The organism is Stenotrophomonas sp. Steno-C15 (genome assembly GCF_056393265.1).
This window is the reverse complement of the sequence record NZ_JBWJPF010000008.1, coordinates 129,914-149,381: the sequence shown is the minus strand read 5'-3', so window position 1 is coordinate 149,381 and position 19,468 is coordinate 129,914. Positions and strand designations below refer to the sequence as shown.

At 66.5% G+C, this 19,468-nt stretch carries 14 protein-coding genes; 10 read left to right on the top strand and 4 right to left on the bottom strand.

Features of this window, described 5'->3' with window-relative positions; all coding sequences use genetic code 11:
* Positions 1-153: 153 nt before the first annotated feature.
* The 8 genes from AC06FB_RS09010 to aceK all read left to right on the top strand — a co-directional run bounded on the left by AC06FB_RS09010 (position 154) and on the right by aceK (position 7,980).
* Positions 154-447, top strand: a complete 294-nt coding sequence (locus tag AC06FB_RS09010; protein WP_478053600.1) for a LysM peptidoglycan-binding domain-containing protein — start codon at positions 154-156, stop codon at positions 445-447.
* Between the two features lie 47 nt (positions 448-494).
* Entirely contained in the window at positions 495-1,001 is a 507-nt protein-coding gene (locus AC06FB_RS09005) for a hypothetical protein (protein WP_053515624.1), read from the top strand.
* A gap of 296 nt (positions 1,002-1,297) precedes the next feature.
* On the top strand, positions 1,298-3,520 hold the full coding sequence (locus AC06FB_RS09000) for an NADP-dependent isocitrate dehydrogenase (protein ID WP_111186565.1): 2,223 nt from the start codon (positions 1,298-1,300) through the stop codon (positions 3,518-3,520).
* A gap of 308 nt (positions 3,521-3,828) precedes the next feature.
* Positions 3,829-4,794, top strand: a complete 966-nt coding sequence (locus AC06FB_RS08995) for a hypothetical protein (protein WP_053515628.1) — start codon at positions 3,829-3,831, stop codon at positions 4,792-4,794.
* Positions 4,787-5,335 carry a GTP-binding protein gene (locus AC06FB_RS08990; protein ID WP_346475330.1) on the top strand — a complete coding sequence of 183 codons (549 nt, stop codon included), beginning with the start codon at positions 4,787-4,789 and terminating at the stop codon, positions 5,333-5,335. The genes AC06FB_RS08995 and AC06FB_RS08990 overlap by 8 nt, the downstream gene beginning before the upstream one ends.
* Positions 5,328-5,744, top strand: a complete 417-nt coding sequence (locus tag AC06FB_RS08985; RefSeq protein ID WP_065181544.1) for a roadblock/LC7 domain-containing protein — start codon at positions 5,328-5,330, stop codon at positions 5,742-5,744. Before AC06FB_RS08990 ends, AC06FB_RS08985 begins: the two co-directional genes overlap by 8 nt.
* Before the next feature lie 53 nt (positions 5,745-5,797).
* Entirely contained in the window at positions 5,798-6,157 is a 360-nt protein-coding gene (locus tag AC06FB_RS08980) for a hypothetical protein (protein ID WP_111186564.1), read from the top strand.
* Between the two features lie 92 nt (positions 6,158-6,249).
* On the top strand, positions 6,250-7,980 hold the full coding sequence (gene aceK / locus AC06FB_RS08975; protein WP_053515635.1) for a bifunctional isocitrate dehydrogenase kinase/phosphatase: 1,731 nt from the start codon (positions 6,250-6,252) through the stop codon (positions 7,978-7,980).
* Positions 7,981-7,997: 17 nt separating this feature from the next.
* Here aceK and AC06FB_RS08970 read toward each other — a convergent pair whose 3' ends face one another.
* The 3 genes from AC06FB_RS08970 to AC06FB_RS08960 form a co-directional block, all read right to left on the bottom strand.
* Positions 7,998-9,572, bottom strand: a complete 1,575-nt coding sequence (locus tag AC06FB_RS08970; protein WP_053515759.1) for a sensor domain-containing diguanylate cyclase — start codon at positions 9,570-9,572, stop codon at positions 7,998-8,000.
* Between the two features lie 114 nt (positions 9,573-9,686).
* On the bottom strand, positions 9,687-10,703 hold the full coding sequence (locus AC06FB_RS08965; protein ID WP_478053599.1) for a cupin-like domain-containing protein: 1,017 nt from the start codon (positions 10,701-10,703) through the stop codon (positions 9,687-9,689).
* A 123-nt stretch (positions 10,704-10,826) separates the two neighbouring features.
* The gene (locus AC06FB_RS08960) at positions 10,827-13,820 is read right to left on the bottom strand and encodes a TonB-dependent receptor (protein WP_053515639.1); all 2,994 of its coding nucleotides are present in this window, start codon (positions 13,818-13,820) and stop codon (positions 10,827-10,829) included.
* Positions 13,821-14,229: 409 nt separating this feature from the next.
* On the opposite strand from AC06FB_RS08960, the gene AC06FB_RS08955 reads away from it, so the two are divergent.
* A complete protein-coding gene (locus AC06FB_RS08955) occupies positions 14,230-15,507 on the top strand; it encodes a sugar MFS transporter (RefSeq protein WP_111186562.1) in 1,278 nt (425 codons plus the stop codon).
* Between the two features lie 20 nt (positions 15,508-15,527).
* Here the strand turns inward: AC06FB_RS08955 and AC06FB_RS08950 are convergent, their stop codons facing one another.
* Complete coding sequence (locus tag AC06FB_RS08950; RefSeq protein ID WP_053515642.1) at positions 15,528-16,535, bottom strand: LacI family DNA-binding transcriptional regulator; 1,008 nt, start codon at positions 16,533-16,535, stop codon at positions 15,528-15,530.
* Between the two features lie 341 nt (positions 16,536-16,876).
* Here AC06FB_RS08950 and AC06FB_RS08945 point away from each other — a divergent pair, with 341 nt between their 5' ends.
* Positions 16,877-19,408 (top strand): glycoside hydrolase family 3 protein, encoded by a 2,532-nt coding sequence (locus AC06FB_RS08945; RefSeq protein ID WP_478053598.1) that lies wholly within the window; start codon positions 16,877-16,879, stop codon positions 19,406-19,408.
* Positions 19,409-19,468 lie beyond the last annotated feature (60 nt).

The following is a 19,468-nucleotide window of genomic DNA, read 5'->3' as shown; positions in this document are numbered from 1 at the left end:
CCCCCCCCCGCTACCGGTGGAGCAGCGGGCAGGGGGTGTCCATCTCCCGATTGTTCAGCCCCCCCGGGGGGCGGCTTCACATCTGCACCATCCCCATTTAACAACCGCCATGGCACCGTGCGAACCACGTAGTCATGCAGACGGGAGTTGTGGATGAGTACCGAGAAGAAAGCTGATTTCTCCGGCGTCAGCGCCAGCGTCGACAGTACCGCCCAGCAGGCACCGAAGGCGGACTTCTCCGGCGTCAGCGGCTCGGTGGACAGCACCACCGAGGTGGTCAGCGGCGGCACCTACACCGTGCAGAAGGGGGACTCGCTGTCGAAGATCGCCAAGGCGCATCTTGGCGATGCCAATGCCTGGAAGAAGATCTTCGAAGCCAACCGGGACGTGCTCGATGACCCGGACAAGATTTTCCCTGGCCAGACCCTGAAACTGCCACCGAAGTAAGCCGGCCGCGCCCGCACGCCATCCGACAATCCTGGGAGGAACACCGAATGATCAAGACCACGCCGCTCCAGACCGCCCTGCTGACCGCCCTGTTGGGCAGCGTCGCCCTGGTGGGTTGCAAGAAGAAGGAAGAGTCGACCGACAGCAATGCAGCGCCCGCTGCCACCGCCCCGGCCGAAACGGCCCCGGCACCGATGACCGGCGCGCCGCCGCCGATGTCTGAGGCGGCAGTAGCCGTCTCCTCCGTCTCCGTCGGCAAGACGGCGGCAGCGGACAAGTCCGTCGCTCCGGCAGCACTGTTCGCGCCGAAGGACGATGTGATCGTGTCGGTCCGCACAGACGGTGCTGCCAACAACGTCAACGTCGGCGCCAAGCTGACCTTCCAGGACGGTCAGGTCGCCGGCGAGCAGAATGCCACGCTGAACACCAGCGGTGCCGAGACCACCAACATCACCTTCAAGAATGCCAATGGCTGGCCGGCCGGCAAGTACCGCGCCGAAGTCATGGTTGATGGTAAGGCGGCCGGAACGCCGCAGGAGTTCGAGGTCAAGTAAGTCCTGCCGACTCTCTCCCGGCAGGGCTCACGATGGACGCAGCCGCGAGGCTGCGTCTTTTTTTTTGCGTGACACCCCCAGCCGGGTGAATCACTGCGTTGCAGTACCGGCGCGTATGGCGCGGCTTTGCCCCGCGCGGCTGAAAACGCGACAATGCAGGGGTTTCCCCGCCGCGCGCCCACCCTGACGGCGACGGGGGAAAGCGTGGGGCCAGGCCCCGCGCGAGACACGGTTGCACGTGGTCCGGCGCTGCCGCCGGGCTTTCCCTGAGCACTGCTACAGAGTCCAAGTCCCCCATGTCCAAGATTCTCTACACGCTGACCGACGAAGCCCCGTTCCTGGCCACCCAGTCGCTGCTGCCGATCGTCGATGCCTACACCGCCACCGCTGGCATCGTGGTGGAAACCCGCGACATCTCGCTGTCCGGGCGCATTCTTTCGCAGTTCCCGGAACTGCTGGGTGAGGAGCAGAAGGTCAGTGACGACCTGGCCGAGCTGGGCCAGCTGGCGACCACGCCGGACGCCAACATCATCAAGCTGCCCAACATCTCCGCCTCGGTGCCGCAGCTGAAGGCGGCCATCAAGGAGCTGCAGGGCCAGGGCTATCCGTTGCCGGATTACCCGGAAACGCCGGCCGACGACCAGCAGCGCGACTACAAGGCGCGCTACGACAAGGTCAAGGGCAGCGCGGTGAATCCCGTGCTGCGCGAAGGCAACTCCGACCGTCGCGCGCCGCTGTCGGTGAAGAACTATGCCCGCAAGCATCCGCATCGCATGGGCGCCTGGTCCGCCGATTCGAAGTCGCACGTCTCGCACATGGACGCGGGCGACTTCTATGGCAGCGAAAAGTCGGCAACCCTCGCCAACGCCGGCACCCTGAAGATCACCTTCCATGGCAATGACGGCAGCACCGTCGTGCTGAAGGAAAAGACCGCGGTCAAGGCCGGTGAGATCGTTGATGCCGCCGTGATGAGCCGCAAGGCGCTGGCTGCCTTCATCGACGCGCAGATCGCCGATGCCAAGAGCCAGGGCGTGCTGTTCTCGCTGCACCTGAAGGCGACCATGATGAAGGTCTCCGACCCGATCATGTTCGGCGTGGTCGTGGAAGAGTTCTACAAGGACGTGCTGGCCAAGCACGCCGACGCCATCCGGCAGGCCGGTTTCGATGCCAACAACGGCATCGGAGACCTGGTCGCGCGCCTGCCGTCGCTGCCGGAGGCCACCCGCGCCGCCATCGAAGCCGACCTGAAGGCCGAGTACGCGCAGCGCCCGGGCCTGGCGATGGTCAACTCGGACAAGGGCATCACCAACCTGCACGTGCCGAGCGACGTGATCGTCGACGCCTCGATGCCGGCGATGATCCGCGACTCCGGCAAGATGTGGAATGCCGAAGGCAAGCTGCAGGACACCAAGGCGGTCATCCCGGACCGCTGCTATGCCGGCGTCTACCAGGCCGTCATCGACGACTGCAAGGCGCACGGCGCCTTCGACCCGGCCACCATGGGCTCGGTGCCGAACGTCGGCCTGATGGCGCAGAAGGCCGAAGAGTACGGCTCGCACGACAAGACCTTCCAGATCGCCGCCGACGGCGTGGTCAAGGTCACCGATGACGCGGGCAGCGTGGTGTTCGAGCACGCGGTGGAGGCCGGTGACATCTGGCGCATGTGCCAGACCAAGGACGCCCCGATCCAGGACTGGGTCAAGCTGGCGGTCGAGCGCGCGCGCCTCAGCAGCACCCCCGCCGTGTTCTGGCTGGACGCTGCCCGCGCCCATGACGCGCAGGTCATTGCCAAGGTCGAGCAGTACCTGAAGAACCACGACACCGCCGGCCTGGACATCCGCATCCTGCCGCCGGTGGAAGCCACCGCGTTCTCGCTGGCCCGCATCCGCAAGGGCGAAGACACCATCTCGGTGACCGGCAACGTGCTGCGTGACTACCTGACCGACCTGTTCCCGATCATGGAGCTGGGCACCAGCGCCAAGATGCTGTCGATCGTGCCGTTGATGGCCGGTGGTGGCCTGTTCGAGACCGGTGCCGGCGGCTCGGCTCCCAAGCATGTACAGCAGTTCGTTGAAGAGGACTACCTGCGTTGGGATTCGCTGGGTGAGTTCCTGGCGCTGGCAGCGTCGCTGGAGCATCTGGGCAACCGCTACGACAATGCAGCAGCCCGTGTACTGGCCAAGGCGCTGGACGAAGCCAACGGCCAGTTCCTGGACAACGACAAGTCGCCTTCGCGCAAGCTCGGTGGCATCGACAACCGTGGCAGCCACTTCTACATCGCGCTGTACTGGGCGCAGGCCCTGGCCGCGCAGGACGAGGACGCCGCACTGAAGGCACGCTTCGCCCCGCTGGCCAAGGCCCTGACCGACAACGAGCATAAGATCGTCGAAGAGCTGATCGCAGTGCAGGGCAAGGCCGTGGACATCGGCGGCTACTACCGTCCGGACGTGGAAAAGGCCAGCAAGGCGATGCGCCCGAGCGCGACCTTCAACGCCGCGCTGGAGCAGCTGCGCGGTTGATTCATCGCCGTTCGGTCGTGACCCCGGAACCCGCGCTTCGGCGCGGGTTTCTTTTTGGCTCCGGGGTCAGATCCCCTTTTGCCATGCAAAAGGGGTCTGACCCCAAGCGATGAAAACGTGACTTCCGTCAGCTGTCGGAATGCCGTCAACACGGCATGAAACTTGCCCGCGATGGCCGTCGCAGAACCGATGCGTGCGTACGCGCGGGCACTGTCAATCTGAGCGGTCGATCACGACGGACGCCGAGGGCGATGACCTAGCCTTGGCGACGCGAGATCGCCGGGGAGGCGGTCGCACGGGGAACACGGATGGCACGCGTGCTGGTAGTGGGAACCGATATCCAGGGAGAGCAGGCCCTGCTCAGGCGCCTGCGCATCGCTTCGGCCCTGCCTGACGGCCAGATCCGCCGCAGCCAGGATCTGGACGACTGTGATCTGCTGGTCATCCGCGATACGCCCGCATTGCGCAACGCGGCCCTGCGCATGCGCCAGCAGCGGCCCCGCCTGCAGTGCTGGATCGAAGATCCCGGTGGCCAGCTGCGCGACGGCGATGGCCAGCAGCGTGTGCTCGATGACGGCGCCATCGGCCGCGCACTGCGTGGCATGCAGCGCCCACCGGAACCCGTAATTCCACACGTGCCCGCGCCGATCCGCCTGGCCGATGGTGCACACGCGATCACCCGCCTGCTGCGCGAGCGCTTGCCACTGCGGCAGGGATACGCGCTGCTGGGGGATGCCGCTGCGCCCCTGCTGCTGCTGGACCTGGAGCAGGACCAGGCCATCGCACTGCACGAGCCCGTCGTGGCATTGGTCGAACGCCTTGCGCGGGGGTTCGAACAGCTCTGGCTCGATGCGCTGACAGCAGCGCAGCTGCAGGCCCAGGCGGCAGATCGCACCCGGCAGCCATTGCGCCCGTTGCTGTGGCAGTGGGCGCAGCGCAGCCCGCATTGGCAGGCCCTGGACGAGCGCCTGCGCGTCGCCTCGGTGAAACTGCTGCGCTGGCCTGACTTCCGCGTACTGGGCCACGATCACGATGGCTTCCGCCTGTGCTCGCTGCTGCTCAAGCGCGCCTGTACGGTGGACGAGTGTGCCGTGCTGCTCGACCTTCCGCAGGCTGCAGTACGCGATTTCGTGCACGCCGCTTATCTGTGTGGCTATGCGCAGCTGCAACCGGCGCCTGCGGCGACGGTGACGGTCATGCGCGGCACGGGCAACGACAGCGGGCTGTTGGCCCGGCTGTGGCGCCACCTGCGCGGGAGCGAACGCAATGCGTGAGCACAAGGTGGTCGTGCTGGGTGGCATGGGCAGCGGCAAGTCGACGCTGGTGCGCAGCATCGCCGCCGGCACGGTGGTGGACACTGACGTCGCCAACAGCGATCGGCTTGGCGCCGACAAGGCATCGACCACGGTGGCGCTCGACTACGCCGACATCGATCTGCCCAATGGCGAGCGTCTCCGCCTGTACGGTACGCCGGGTCAGCAACGTTTTGATTTCCTGTGGCCGATCCTGCTGCAGGGCGCGCGCGGCGCGGTGCTGCTGCTGGATGGCCGGCGTGCCGGCGTGGCTGCCGAACTGGACGGCTACCTGCAGGTGCTGCGGCCGTTCGGACCGACGCTGGCACTGGTGGTGGCGGTGACCCATCTGGACCAGGCACCGGCGGCCACGATGGAACACTGGGCAGCACATGCGCAGATCGACGGCCAACCGCTGCCGCTGCTGCCGCTGGATGCGCGCGACCGCGAACAGGGGCTGTTGCTGATGGATGTGCTGATGAGCGAGATCGAAGCGTACGCGCTGGTGACCGCGCATGGCTGACGGACAGGCCGCACTGCTGCCCGATGCACGCCAGCGCGAACGCCTGCAGCCGTTGCTGCAGGACCTGCAGCACCGGGTGGAAGGGGTGCGCACCGTGGTGCTGGCCAGTGTCGATGGCTTCGCGCTGGTCAGCGCCGGCGCCGAAGGGCGTGGTGAACGCCTGGCCGCGATGACCAGCGCAATGCTGGCGTTGGCGGCAGCAGTAGGGCGCGAGCTGGTCCTGGGAGACCTGCAGACGCTGATGCTGGAAGCCGCGGGCGGCAAGGTGCTGATGCTGGCCATTCACGGTGAAGGGCGTGCGCCGCTGCTGCTGATGGCAGCCTGCGACCAGCGCAGCGTGATCGGCCAGGTGCTGTGGCAGAGCAGGGAATGTGGCCAGGCGATCCTGGCCGAACTCGGCGGACCGTGAGCCCGGCCGCAGGGGAACGAGGGGCTCGAACCTACACCGACAAGGGGTGCAACGTGTCTGGATTGACTGAATCGTTGAATGCACTGATGGGTATCGATGGCGCGCAGGCCGTGGCGCTGGTCGACTATGAAAGCGGCATGCTGCTGGGCGAAGCCGGTGCGGGGATGGACATGGAAGTGGCGGCAGCCGGCAACACCGAAGTGATCCGCGCGAAGATGAAAACCGCAGCGTCGCTCAACCTCAACGACAGCATCGAGGACATCCTGATCTCACTGGGCAGGGCGTACCACATCATGCGCCCGGTGGCCAGGAAGAAGGGCCTGTTCTTCTACATCGTGCTGGACCGTAGCAAATCCAATCTGGCATTGGCCCGGCGCAAGGTGCAGGAAGTGGAGGCCGAGCTGGCCATCTGAGCCGATGCCTGTTGGAGCCGGGCAGGACCCGGCTCTACCCATTCCACCCCACGCCGGCGTATGGTTGAGCCATCTTCCCCGGTGAGCCCTGCATGTCCACGCCTGACATCGCTGCCGAGCTGGCGCCGCGCATCGCCGGCGCCATCCGCGATGGATTCGAGCAGTACCATGCCCGCTTCGCGGCGATCACCGCCCGCGCGCGGCAGCGCTTCGAGCAGCGCGACTGGAACGGTGCCCGCCAGGACGCCGTCGAGCGCATCGCCCTGTACGACCTGTGCATCGCCGAGCAGATGGACGCACTGCGCCGGCTTGCCGGCGAGGCGATCGGCGAGCGCTCGCTGTGGTTGCAGGTGCACGGCGCCTACAGCGCCCTGCTGCAGGGGCTGATCGACGCCGAGCTGTACAAGACGTTCTACAACACGCTGTCGCGGCGGTTGTTCGCCACTCGCGGCGTGGACCCGGCGGTGGAGTTCATCGCCTTCGATGTCGAGCCGTCCGATGCGATCACCCATCCGGTCGCCCGCCACACCTATGCGGTCTCACCGACGCGCCCGGTGGAGGCGCTGCAGCGGGTGCTGGCTGACTATCGCTTCGATGTTCCCTATGCGCACCAGCTGCGCTGTGCCGCCGCCATCGCCGTGCGCCTGCAGGATGATCTTGCGCACTGGGGCGATACGCCGGTACGCAGCATCGAACTGCTGGATACCGTGTTCTACCGCGAGCGTCGCGCCTATCTGGTAGGGCGCGTCTTCGGCGAGCATCGCTTCTCGCCCTGCGTGATCGCGCTGGTCAACGACGAACAGGGCCTGCGTGCCGATGCAGTGCTGACCCGTCGCCGCGATGTCGCCCACCTGTTCGGCGTGTCGCGCAGCTATTTCCAGGCCGACCTGGCCACCGTCGGCGACGCCGTGGTGTTCCTGCGCAGCCTGCTGCCGGGCAAGCCGATCGACGAAATCTACACCGTGCTGGGCCGTGCCAAGCAGGGCAAGACCGAGCGCTACCGCACCTTCTTCCGCCATTTCAATGAACATCCACACGAGCGCCTGGTCCACGCCGAAGGCACCCCCGGCATGGTCATGGCCGTGTTCACCCTGCCCAGCTATCCGCTGGTGTTCAAACTCATCCGCGATCGTTTCGCCTGGCCGAAGGCGATGTCACGGCAGCAGGTGGAAGAGAAGTACGCGCTGGTGTTCAACCTGGACCGTGTCGGCCGCCTGCTGGACGCGCAACCCTATCGGCACCTGCGCTTCCCGCGCGACCGCTTTGCGCCGGCGCTGCTTGACGAACTGCTGGGCCAGTGCGCGCAGAGCATCCGCGTCGATGGCGACGAAGTGGAAGTGGCGCTGTGCTACGTGCAGCGCCGTTTCCGCCCGTTGAACCTGTACCTGCGCGAGCAGGGCGCAGAGCCGGTGCGCGCTGCGGTGCTCGACTACGCGCAGGCGATCACCGACATGGCGCGCAACAACATTTTCCCCGGTGACATGCTGCCGAAGAATTTCGGTGTTTCACGTCACGGCCGCGCGGTCTTCTACGATTACGACGAACTGTGCCTCGTCAGCGACTGTGTGTTCCGTGCCTGGCCGCAGCCGAGCTCGCCGGAAGAGGCGATGGCCGACGAGCCCTGGTTCCACGTTGGCCCGCGCGATGTGTTCCCCGAACGCTTCGGCCCCTTCATGGGATTGCCGGCCGGCGAACTGGCGGCCGTGCGTGAGCACTATCGGCACCTGTTCGATCCCGGCTGGTGGCAGGCCCTGCAGGCCCGCTTCGCCAGTGGCGACTATCCGGACACGCCGCCCTATGCCGCCAGCCACCGGCTGGCGTAGCCCCGCGCGCCTGCGCTTCAGTCTGCGTGGGGGTAGACGATTACCCGGTTGCGCCCCTGTTCCTTGGCCAGGTACAGGGCCTTGTCGGCCAGGCGCAGGGCCTGCTCGGCATCGGCATGGAAGCTGGGGAAATGGGCCACGCCCAGCGACACCGTGATCGTGCCGACCGGTGCGAAGGGGTGATCGGCGATGTGCTGGCGCAGGCGCTCGGCGGCCTGGCGCGCAGGCTCGGTACCGATACCCGGCAACAGCAGCAGGAACTCCTCGCCGCCAGCGCGGCACAGCAGATCGCTCTCGCGTGAGTGGCGGCGCATCTGCTCGGCGATATGGACGATGACGGCATCACCGACGTCATGCCCATGGCCGTCGTTGATCGATTTGAAGCGATCGATGTCCAGCGCCAGGATCGCGAAGGGAATGCCCTGCGCCTGCAGCGCATCCAGCGCATGCTGCAGCCCGCGACGATTCAACAGACCGGTCATCGGATCGGTGCGGCTGGCGCGGTTGAGCGTGCCGATCCGGTCCTGCAGTGCGTTGAAACTGTGCAGCACCGCATGCTTGAGCTGGGCAACCTCGAAGTACCAGGCGCGGATGCCGTTGACATGGCTGATCGCGTTGCCGGTGTCCTCGCCGGCCTGCACGTTGCGCGCCAGCTGCCACAGCGGCAGCGAAATGCGCCGGGCGAACCACCAGGTGATCACCAGTGACAACACACCCAGCGGGATCGCGTTCCAGATCACCGCCGACATCAGCCGCGACAGCGGCTGCAGGGTGGCTTCGGTGGGCCGCTGGGCGACGATGCCCCAGCCGGTGACAGCGACCGGGGCATAGCCGGCCAGCATCGATACACCGCGGTTGTTGCGTACCTGCTGCGCTCCCCGCTCACCGTGGATCACCGCCGTCACCGCCGGATTGCCGACCACATAGTCGCCCACCCGCTCGCCTTCGACGTGGTACAGCAGGCGGCCATGGCGGTCGACCACATACAGATACGAGCCGTCGCGATAGTAATGCGTACCCAGCAGCGTATGCAGCGCGCTGCGCTGGCGCAGGTACAGGGTGCCGCTGATATAGCCGCGGTAGCGGCCCTGGCCGTCGAAAATCGGATGCGACAGTGAGACCAGCAGCTTGCCGGTGGCCGACTGGTAGGGATCGCTGATCATCGGCTGACGGGAGGCCAGTGCCGCATTGTTGCCCGCGCTGTGCAGGATCTCGCCCTGGAGCTGCAGCGTCTGGGGCGAGGTGGCGATCACCAGGCCATCGGCATCCACGACCAGCGAGGAGTTGAAGCTGCTGGACTGCAGCTGCAGGCGGCTGGCTTCGCCCTGCGCCTGGCGCGGATCCATGTCCGCCTCGCCCAGCCGGGTCGCGCTGTAGGCCAACTGCTGCTGGGCGGACAGCAGGAAGTTCTGGGTCGTCTCGGCCAGCTTGCTGGCATAGACGCGGTTGGCCTCCAGCGTGTTGCCGACCAGCTGGTCGCGTTGCACGCGGTAGCTGGCCAGCAGTGTATTGGCCAGGGCGATGATGGCGCTGAGCAGGGCGAGGGCCAGGATCAGCTTGCCCAGGTTGAGGCGGGGCGAAATCAGGCGCATGCGGAGCAGGATGGGGCGGGGGGACCGCAATGCGGGCAGGCGCAGGCGGAATGCAGGCAGCATTATCGCCAGAAACGGCGTCGGCGCGGGTGAAGCCCGGTGCGACCGGCGGCCTCAGCGCTGCAGGCGGCGCAGCAGGGTCTGGCGCACGTGCGCGGCCGCCGCTGCGTCGAGCGTTCCCAGCACACCCTGCGCCTGCGTCGGGATGTGTGCGGTCGCCGCCTCGCTGTCGGCGAACACATAGTGGTCGAACATCGCGCGCCACTGCGCGCGCTGTGCCGCGGGCAATCCGCGCAGGGCCAGGATCGACAGCATCAGGGCATTCATCGGCGAGTCCATCCAGGCCGGCACCGGCCGCCACCAGGTGTTGACCAGCACATTGAATGTTTCCAGACCTTCCATGTGGTGCCACCACAGTGAAGGGATGAAGACCGCATCGCCCGGTTCAAGTTCGGCCACCAGCGCCTGCTGCAGCGCCTGCGGGAAGCGCGGAAAGCGATCAAGGTCAGGTGCGTGGAAATCGACCAGGCTGATCGCCTGCCCTGCGGGAGTGAAATCGAGCGGGCCGATGTACAGGTTGTCGATCTGGTCCGGTGGGAACAGCGTCACCCGGCGGCGCCCGGCCGCCACGCATGCCAGGTTGTCCGGTACGTCCTGATGGGCGGCAATGCGCGAGCGGTTGCCGATCCAGATGCTGCTGAGAGGTTCGTCCACGCCCAGCTGCAGCGGATTGGCCCGGGTGAAGCCGGGCAGGAAGCTGTCCAGCGTCGTCGATGCCACGTAGATCGACGGCGGCGCCGGATCGGTGGCGTACTTCAGCAGCGTGGCCAGCACCACTTTCAACGGTACCTGCTCGCGGCGGAAGTTGAAGCCGCTCATGTCCGCGTTGTAGAACAGCCGGCCGCCGGCGTCGGGTGCTGCCGTGGTCGCGGTCACCGGCATCTGCCCGTGGTCGAACGCGGCCAGGTGCGCAACCGCCTCCGCAGGCGAGCGGCGCGCGGCCGCGACCAGGGGCCAGTGCGCGACCAGCCCGCGGATCACCTTCGGCGTGGTCCAGGTGTGCAGCCGGGCCGGCAGCTCATCCGGGTCCAGGTCCCGCACTTCATCGATGGGTCGGGGGTGGGGCAGCATGCGTGGACATCCTGGGCGTGATGGAGGGCCGGGCCCGTGCCCGGCGGCCTTGGGTCCGCGCATCATGCACCCGTGCGGCGTGGGCCGGGCATGAACCCGGCTCCACGAGCCCTCCGGCGCCGGTCAGAACTTGTAGCGGACGCCGAACATGTAGCGCGGACCGGTCTGGGTGGCATAACGCAGCATGTTGGTGTGCCGCGAATAGGTGCGCATGGTCTCGTCGGTCAGGTTGATTGCTTCCAGGCTCAGCGTCAGCTGTTCGCTGACCGCGTAGCTGATGTTGAGATCGAGCTGACCGTACGCGGCAGTGTAGTTCGGGTTCGGGCCTTGGCCACCGATGCCGTTGAGGAACTTGTCGCGCCAGTTGTAGGCCGCGCGGATCTGCCAGGCGTTCTTGTCGTAGAACGCGACCACGTTGGCCGAATCGCTCAGGCCGATCATCGGGTACTGGTCGCCCAGGCTGAGGTTGTTGAACGTCAGCCCCGACTTCACCTTGGTGTAGTTCGCGGCCACGCCGAAGCCGGACTGGCCGAACAGGTGCTGCACCGCCACTTCCCAGCCGTCGAGGTGATCCGAGTGCTGGTTGGCCGGTACCGTGATGTCGAAACCGGCCACCGGGTCGTTGGGCTGGCCGACGATGGTGCCGGTCATCTGCCCGGCCGAATTGCGCCCGGTATAGGTCACGCCGGGATCCCCGGCATGGTTGGTGAAGATGTAGTCGCGGATGCAGGGCATGTCGGTGGTGCCGCAGCCCGATGCCAGTGCCTCGTTCCAGTACGCGCCACCGACCGGCGTATGCAGGGTGCCGGCGTTCTCGCGCACGATGGTGTCGCTGATGAAGTTCTTGATGTTCTTGCGGAAGAAGCCCACGGAGGCATAGCTGGCCTCGCCGTAGTACCACTCCAGCGACAGATCGAAGTTGTCCGAGATCAGCGGCTCCAGACCCGGATTGCCGCGGGTGCCGGTGCCGCCCTGGGTGCGCACGATGTCGGCCAGCGACTGACCGCTCTGGATCTGCGTCCAGCTCGGCCGGCCCAGGGTGCGGCTGTAGCTGCCGCGCAGCGCCAGCGTCTCGGCCAGGTCCAGTTTCAGATCAACGTTCGGCAGCACGTAGTCGTACTTGCCCTTGCCACCGACGAAGCCGCGATCGGCGGCGTAGTCGATGTTGAACTCGTTGGCCGAACTCCAGCTGATGCCGGTCGGTACGCGCACCAGCGCATTCGACTCCACCTCGGTCTGCTCGTAGCGCGCGCCGACGGCCACGTGCAGTGGCATCGACCAATCCAACGTGGTGCGGTACTGCAGGTAGGCACTCTTCGACTTCTCGGTGGTGCGGATGTCCTCGGAGTACTCCGTCGGTGCGTAGTAGCAGCTCGGGCAGGCCGGATCGGAATCGGTGCCGACCTGGGCCGCGCGATCGATCAGGCGGTCGAAGTCGAACACCAGGAACTGGCCGGTCAGGCGCGGATCGTTGTGGCCGGAGAATGCCTTGAAGTACTTGCCCATGTTGTCGGCGTACCAGATGTCATCGGCGTAGTCGGCCGGAGAGCCCAGACCGCCCCAGCTGTTGCGCTGCATGATGGCCGAGGCAGAGCGGTTCTCCACCTGGGTGTGGCCCACGCCGAAGTCCAGCGCCGAATAGTCGGCGAAGCGGAACGTGCCGCGGCCCTGGTACTGCTGCACCTTGGACTTGTTGTAGCTGTTCTGGAACACCGAGCCGGTGACCAGTGCGTCGGAGGCCTGCACGCCGCCCGGCGGCAGTGCGATGTTGATGATCGGCAGGTCGCCGCTGTAGTCGACGGTGGTGGTGCCACGCACGAAGGCGGCCACGCCGAGCACGCCCGCCGAGCCATAGGGACTGTCCGGCCGCGATTCCGACTCGGCGTTGTGCACATCGAAGGACAGGTCCAGCGCGTCGTTCACTTCCCAGTCGACGTTGAAGCCCAGCGAGTGCATGTCGGTCTTGGTGGCCAGTTTGGCGCCGCCCATCGACACGTCCGAATTGGTCATGTCCTCGCTGTAGATGATCGGCGCGGACACCGGGCCGTTGGTCCAGATGCTGTCGCCCGGACCATAGTTGAACCAGACCGACAGCTCGCTGCGCTGCTGCTGCACCTTGTTCTCGACATAGGTGTAGTCCAGCGTGGTGGTGACATTGTCGGCCGGCTTCCACTGGAACGTCGCCTGCGCGTTGGTGCGCTGCCGCTGCACGCCATTGACGTTGTAGGCGGTGTTCTGCGGACGTGCGTAGACGTCGTCGGGGCCGGGGCGGTTGGTGATGCGGTCGGAATACCCCTGGCCCGGCAGCGGCAGTGCCCGCCAGTCCGCGCTCTCGTTGCCCTTGAACGTGGCCCAGCCCTCGGCCACGGTGGCCTGGTTGAAGCCGGAATCACGTTCCTGGTGGCTGGCGCTGAACGTCACGCCGAAGCGATCGTCGGCGTAGCGCTGGCTGAAGATGCCCGAGAGCTCACCGGTGACGTTGGAGCCGCGCAGGGTCCGCGGCAGGTTGTCGTTGGACGAATCGTTGACCGCCTTCAGACCAAGGCTGATCACCGGTTCGGACTCCAGCGGCCGCAGTGTCTTGATGTTGATGGTGGCACCGATGCCACCGGCAGGATTGTCGGCGCGGCTGGTCTTGTATACCTCCACCGCAGAGATCGACTCGGAAGCGAGGTTGGCGAAGTCGAACGAGCGCGAGCCGGACAGGCCGCCGCCGCCGTTGCCCAGATTCGACGCCGGCATCTGCCGCCCGTTCAGCAGCACCAGGTTGTAGTCCGGACCAATGCCGCGCACGGTCACCTTGGACCCTTCGCCGCTGGAGGTGCGGTCGATGGAAACGCCGCTGATGCGCTGCAATGATTCGGCCAGGTTGGTGTCCGGGAACTTGCCGATGTCCTCGGCGACGATGCCGTCAACCACGCCCTGGCTGTCGCGCTTGAGGTTCATCGATGAGGTCAGGCTGCCGCGGATACCGGTGACCTGCACCGCATCGAGCGTGGTCGGATCGACTGGTTCGTTGGTGGCGGGTGCGTCCTGTGCCCATGCCGGGGCGGCCAGCGCAGCCAGCAGCGCGGAAGTGAGCATCGTCTTGCGAGGTACTGCCTTGTACGTCTTCATGGAAGCTCCCTCCCCAGGGAATTCGGTAATGGCGATCCTGCTTCGTTCAATCACGGACTACTGCATGTGGCCCGGATTGGAGCGACGCTTGACAGCGTTGTCAACAAACTGCCATGAAGTGCGCCGCGTCGGCGGTCGCAAGGCGCGCTGTGAAATCGTTGCCAGAACCTCGTCGCTTCGGAAACAACGCCTTGTGCGACGGCATCTGCAGCGGTTTTGCAGGGATGACAGCGCTGCCAACACGAGGGCAGGAAAGTGTTGTGCGGTGCAGAACAAAACTGCGCGGATCAGCTTTCAGCCCGCACGTGTCAGGGCATTCGTCGGACTGACAGCGCTGGACAATCACAATGGCTGCAAATGTCACGCATGACCGCAGGATGGCTTCGATCACTGACTGGAAGGACAAGCAATGGACACAGCAACGACCATTCGAGGACATCACGTGCAGGGCACCACCCGCGCACTGGCGGTGGTCACCGCCATCTTCTTCATGTGGGGCTTCCTGACCTGCCTCAACGACATCCTCATTCCGCACCTGAAAGCGGCGTTCGCGCTGAGCTGGGTGCAGGCGATGCTCATCCAGTTCACCTTCTTCGGCGCCTACTTCCTGATGTCGCTGCCTGCTGGCCGGCTGGTGGCTGCGGTGGGATACAAGCGCGGCATCGTCGCCGGGCTGGCCATTGCAGGCGTCGGCTCGCTGCTGTTCTGGCCGGCTGCGGCCGCCCATGTCTATGGGCTGTTCCTGGCAGCGTTGTTCGTGCTGGCCACCGGCATCACCGTGCTGCAGGTGGCAGCCAACCCCTACGTGGCATTGCTGGGCGAGGAGCGCACCAGCTCCAGCCGGTTGACCCTGGCGCAATCGATGAACTCGCTGGGCACCACGCTGGCACCGTTGTTCGGTGGCCTGCTGATCCTGTCGGCGCAGCCGCGCAGCGAGGAGCAGCTGGCGCTGTTGCCGCAGGCCGAAGCACTGGCCTACCGTGCAGCCGAAGCGCAATCGGTGCAGCTGCCGTACTTCGGCCTGGCCGTGGTCCTGTTCCTGCTGGCGGCAGCGATCTGGATGTTCCGTCTTCCCACCATTCCCGGCGTGGAGAAACGCACCGGCGCGCGAAGCCGGCCGTGGGACGTCCTGCGCCACCGCCATGTGCGACTGGGTGTGCTGGCCATCTTCTGCTACGTGGGCGCGGAAGTTTCCATCGGCAGCGTGCTGGTCAACTTCCTGTCCTCGCCGGGCATCGGCCAGGGCATGACCGAGCAGGAGGCCACCGGTTATGTCTCGCTCTATTGGGGCGGTGCGCTGGTCGGGCGCCTGCTTGGCGCGGCGCTGCTGGCGCGGTTGGATGCGCGCTGGCTGCTCGGTCTTTTCGCGCTCGCGGTGGTGCTGCTGCTCGGCATCACCGTCTCCACCACGGGTGGCCTGGCCAAGTGGGCGGTGGTGAGCATCGGACTGTTCAACTCGATCATGTTTCCGACCATCTTCGCGCTGGCGATCACCCGCCTTGGAGCTCTCACCGGACAGGCTTCAAGCCTGTTGGTGATGGCGATCGTCGGCGGTGCGGTCATCCCGCTGGCCATGGGCTGGCTTGCCGACAATCATGGCCTGCAGCTGTCGTTCCTGCTGCCGGCGCTGTGTTATCTCTACATTGCCTTCTATGCATGGAAGGGTTCGCGGCTGCCTGCCGCGTGAGCCGCAGGTTCGCCGCTGGCTCAACGTCGCCGTGGTGCGGCGGTCGACTCGCGTTCGAGTACCGCGTGCTCGACCGTGATCATGCGGCCAGCGGCTTCGGCACGGATGTGCTCGATCAGCTGTTCGGTGGCCAGCCGCCCCATGTGCGAGGTCGGTTGGCGCACGGTGGTGAGTGCAGGGTAGATGTGCCCTGCGATCGGGGTGTCGTCGAACCCGCACACCGAAAGGTCGCGCGGCACGCGAAGGCCGCGTTCGCCCGCGACGCGATACACGGCCGCGGCCATGTCGTCGTTGGCGGCGAAGATTGCCGTGGGAGGCTCATCCATGTCGAGCAGCAGGTTGGCTGCGTCCACGCCGGACTCGAACGAGAACTGGCCGTTGACCACCAGCGCCGGATCGTAGGCGATACCTGCCTGCCGCAGGGCCTGGCGGTAACCGGCGTAGCGCCACTGGCAGGCACCATGCGCGCGCGGCCCCTTGATGTGGGCAATGCGGCGGTGGCCCTGCGCGACCAGGTGACCGATCAGCTCGACCACCGCAGTGGTTTCATCCATGCGCACGCCGATGCGTCCCTCCGGGTGTCGCGGGGCGATGCAGGCGAAGGGAATGTCATGCTCTTCCAGGTACGACAGCACTACTTCGTCGTCGGTCAGCGGCGGGATCAGCACCACGCCATCCGGACGCGAGTTCTCGAACAGCGCGGTCATGTCGGGCAGGGTACGCCGGCCAGTGCCCACCGGGCCGAGGATCAGGTTGTAGTGCTGTGCGTGGCAGGCCTCGAGCATGCCGTTCTGGATTTCCATCAGGTAGTTGCGCGAAGGATTGTTGTAGACCAGTGCCAGCGCGTACGAGCGCTGTCCGGCCAGGCTGCGCGCGGAGAGATTGGGCTTGTAGCCCAGGCGCGCCACGGCCGCCAGCACCCGTTCGCGGGTCTGCTCGCGCACGTTCGGCTCGCGGTTGAGCACGCGGGACACCGTCTTGATCGATACCCCGGCAACGGCGGCGACATCCTCGATTCGACTGCGCATGATGCGGTGGATCCTCCTGGAAGGCGGCGGCGACGCGCCGATGGTAGTGCGTACCTGCGATGTCGGTGTTGCCGGAGCAGGCGGATGGTGCCACGACGCGAGGGGGACTGGCACGTCCTGAATTCTTGTCGCGTCGCAACACCCACCGCCGCGGGCCGTGTGCTGCGTCGGCCGCAAAGCCCGCCGTTACGCGATTGCCGCCACAGGATGTGCGATCGCTCATTGACACGATGCAGGCAGGCTTATATGACAGCGCTGTCAGGACAGGCGTCCGATCGCCCATACCGACGTGCCGCTGCAGTCCCGCACGCCAGGAACGTCATCCACGGAGGTAGTACCCAGTGAAGCGCCCCACCCAGACCCTTCTTTCCGGCTGTCTGCTGGCCGCCCTGGCCGCATCGGCGGGTGCCGCGCCGTCCACGGGCGAACGCCTGCAGGACTGGCCGCGCGTCCACAGCGTGATCGCTGCTGATGCGGATATCGAAAGGCGCGTGCAGGAGATCCTTGCGCAGATGACGCTGGCGCAGAAGATCGGGCAGATGACCCAGGCCGAGATCAAGACCATCACGCCGGACGAGGTGCGCCGCTACTACATCGGCTCGGTCCTCAATGGCGGTGGCTCCTGGCCGGGCATGGACAAGCACGCCAGCGTGCAGGACTGGCTGCAGCTGGCCGATGCCTACCACGCTGCATCGCTGGCAACCGATGCGAAGACGCCGGTGCCGGTCATCTGGGGCACCGATGCGGTGCACGGCCACAACAACGTGCTGGGTGCGACCCTGTTCCCGCACAACATCGGCCTGGGCGCGGCCGGCGATGCCGAACTGATCGAACGCATCGGCGAGGCGACCGCGCGCTCGGTGCGCGCCACCGGCATCGGCTGGGTGTTCGCACCCACCCTGGCCGTGGCCCATGACCCTCGCTGGGGCCGCACCTATGAGAGCTATTCGTCCGACCCGGCGGTGATCCGCAGCTACGCCCACGCCTACGTGAAGGGAGCACAGGGCACCTTCAAGGACGACGGTAACGTGGTCACCACCGCCAAGCACTACCTCGGCGATGGTGCCACCGACAACGGCCGCGACCAGGGTGAGGCGCTGGTCGACAAGAACACCATGATCAACGTCCACGCGCAGGGCTACTATGGTGCGCTCGCCGAGGGGGCGCAGACGGTGATGGCCTCGTTCAACAGCTGGAACGACCGCGCCGCAGGCGTGGACTACGGCAAGATGCACGGCAGCAAGGCGCTGCTGACCGATGCGTTGAAGGACAAGATGGGTTTTGATGGCTTCGTCGTCTCCGACTGGAACGGCATCGCGCAGGTGCCGGGCTGCCGCAACGACAGCTGTGCGCAGGCCATCAATGCCGGCATCGACATGGTGATGGTGCCCGACGACTGGAAAGCGTTCATCGCCAACACCACCGCGCAGGTCAAGAGCGGTGAGATTCCGCTGACGCGCATCGACGATGCGGTCGCCCGCATCCTGCGGGTGAAGCTGCGCGCGGGCCTGTTCGACCACAAGCCGTCCGACAGCCGCTACGCCGGCGATGCCAGTGCCGTGCAGCACCGTGACCTGGCCCGGCGTGCCGTGCGCGAATCGCTGGTGCTGCTGAAGAATGAAGGCAAGGTGCTGCCGCTGCGCCGCGATGCACGGGTGCTGGTGGTCGGCAAGAGCGCCGACAGCATCGGCGACCAGTCCGGTGGCTGGTCGCTGACCTGGCAGGGCACCGAGAACAGGAATTCCGATTTTCCCAACGCCGATTCCGTGCTGGGCGCGCTGCGCGCCGAACTGGGTGCGGACAAGGTCAGCTTCAGCGCCGATGGCCAAGGCGTCGATCCGAAGGCTTTCGATGTGGTGCTGGCGGTGATCGGTGAGACGCCCTATGCGGAAACCAACGGCGATATTCTCGCTTCGGATACCGTCAGCCACAGCCGGGCCTACCCGCAGGACCTGGCCGCGCTGAAGGCCGCAGCTGCAACCGGCAAGCCGGTGGTGACCGTCTACCTGTCCGGTCGCCCGATGTATGTCAACGACCTGCTCAATCTGTCCAGCGCCTTCGTCGCCGCCTGGCTGCCGGGCACCGAAGGCAAGGGCGTGACTGATGTGCTGGTGGCGGGCAAGGGCGGCAAGCCGGCACACGACTTCCGTGGACGCCTCAGCTTCCCGTGGCCGGGCGTTCCGTGCCCGGCACCGATCGACCAGCCCGACGCGAAGAAGCCGGCGCTGTTCGCGCTTGGCTATGGCCTCAGCTACGCCAAGGGCGGCAAGGTCGCCAGGCTCGAGGAAGCTGACCCGGACAGCTGCGGCGAAGTCACCGTGCTGCCGATCTTCAACCGCGCCGACACGCCGCCATTCGCCCTGCACGTTGCCGCCGCGGGAGCGACCCAACCGCTTGGCAATGATCTGAACGCTACGCTGCGCTGGCCCACCGCCAAGCCGGTGGTGCAGGTGCGCACCGTGCAGGTGAACACCCAGCAGGACGCCAAGGAGGTGACCTGGCGGGCCCCGGCGCAGCTGATCGCACGCAGCACCTCGCGCCGCAATCTCGGCGCACTGGCGCGCAGCAACGGCGCGCTGCAGTTCGATGTGCAGCTGGTGAAGCGCCCGGCATCGCCGGTGAAGGTGACCATGCAGTGTGGCAGCGGCTGTGAGGGTGGGGTGGACATCGCCCCGCAGCTGGTCGCGCTGGCGCCCGGGCAGAAGCAGACGGTGACCGTGCCATTGGCCTGCTTTGCAAAGCGCGGCGTGGACCTGGGCGCGGTGGAAGCCCCGTTCGTGGTCAGCGCCGACGCGCCGTTCGCCGCGGCATTCACCCAGGTCAGGTTGACGGCCAACACGGCTACCGCCGAGGGCGCGGTGGCCTGCCCGTAAGGGCCACGGTAGCGCTGGGCCATGCCCGGCGAATGCGCTGTTCCCGAGCAAAAAAAGCCC

What these genes read in the sequence shown, in the direction of transcription:
- AC06FB_RS09010 (WP_478053600.1), top strand. Translation starts at nt 154, where the DNA reads ATGAGTACCGAGAAGAAAGCTGATTTCTCCGGCGTCAGCGCCAGCGTC.
- AC06FB_RS08990 (WP_346475330.1), top strand. Translation starts at nt 4,787, where the DNA reads ATGCGTGAGCACAAGGTGGTCGTGCTGGGTGGCATGGGCAGCGGCAAG.
- AC06FB_RS08985 (WP_065181544.1), top strand. Translation starts at nt 5,328, where the DNA reads ATGGCTGACGGACAGGCCGCACTGCTGCCCGATGCACGCCAGCGCGAA.
- AC06FB_RS08950 (WP_053515642.1), bottom strand. Translation starts at nt 16,535, where the DNA reads ATGCGCAGTCGAATCGAGGATGTCGCCGCCGTTGCCGGGGTATCGATC.
- aceK (WP_053515635.1), top strand. Translation starts at nt 6,250, where the DNA reads ATGTCCACGCCTGACATCGCTGCCGAGCTGGCGCCGCGCATCGCCGGC.
- AC06FB_RS08955 (WP_111186562.1), top strand. Translation starts at nt 14,230, where the DNA reads ATGGACACAGCAACGACCATTCGAGGACATCACGTGCAGGGCACCACC.
- AC06FB_RS08960 (WP_053515639.1), bottom strand. Translation starts at nt 13,820, where the DNA reads ATGAAGACGTACAAGGCAGTACCTCGCAAGACGATGCTCACTTCCGCG.
- AC06FB_RS08970 (WP_053515759.1), bottom strand. Translation starts at nt 9,572, where the DNA reads ATGCGCCTGATTTCGCCCCGCCTCAACCTGGGCAAGCTGATCCTGGCC.
- AC06FB_RS08995 (WP_053515628.1), top strand. Translation starts at nt 3,829, where the DNA reads ATGGCACGCGTGCTGGTAGTGGGAACCGATATCCAGGGAGAGCAGGCC.
- AC06FB_RS09005 (WP_053515624.1), top strand. Translation starts at nt 495, where the DNA reads ATGATCAAGACCACGCCGCTCCAGACCGCCCTGCTGACCGCCCTGTTG.
- AC06FB_RS09000 (WP_111186565.1), top strand. Translation starts at nt 1,298, where the DNA reads ATGTCCAAGATTCTCTACACGCTGACCGACGAAGCCCCGTTCCTGGCC.
- AC06FB_RS08965 (WP_478053599.1), bottom strand. Translation starts at nt 10,703, where the DNA reads ATGCTGCCCCACCCCCGACCCATCGATGAAGTGCGGGACCTGGACCCG.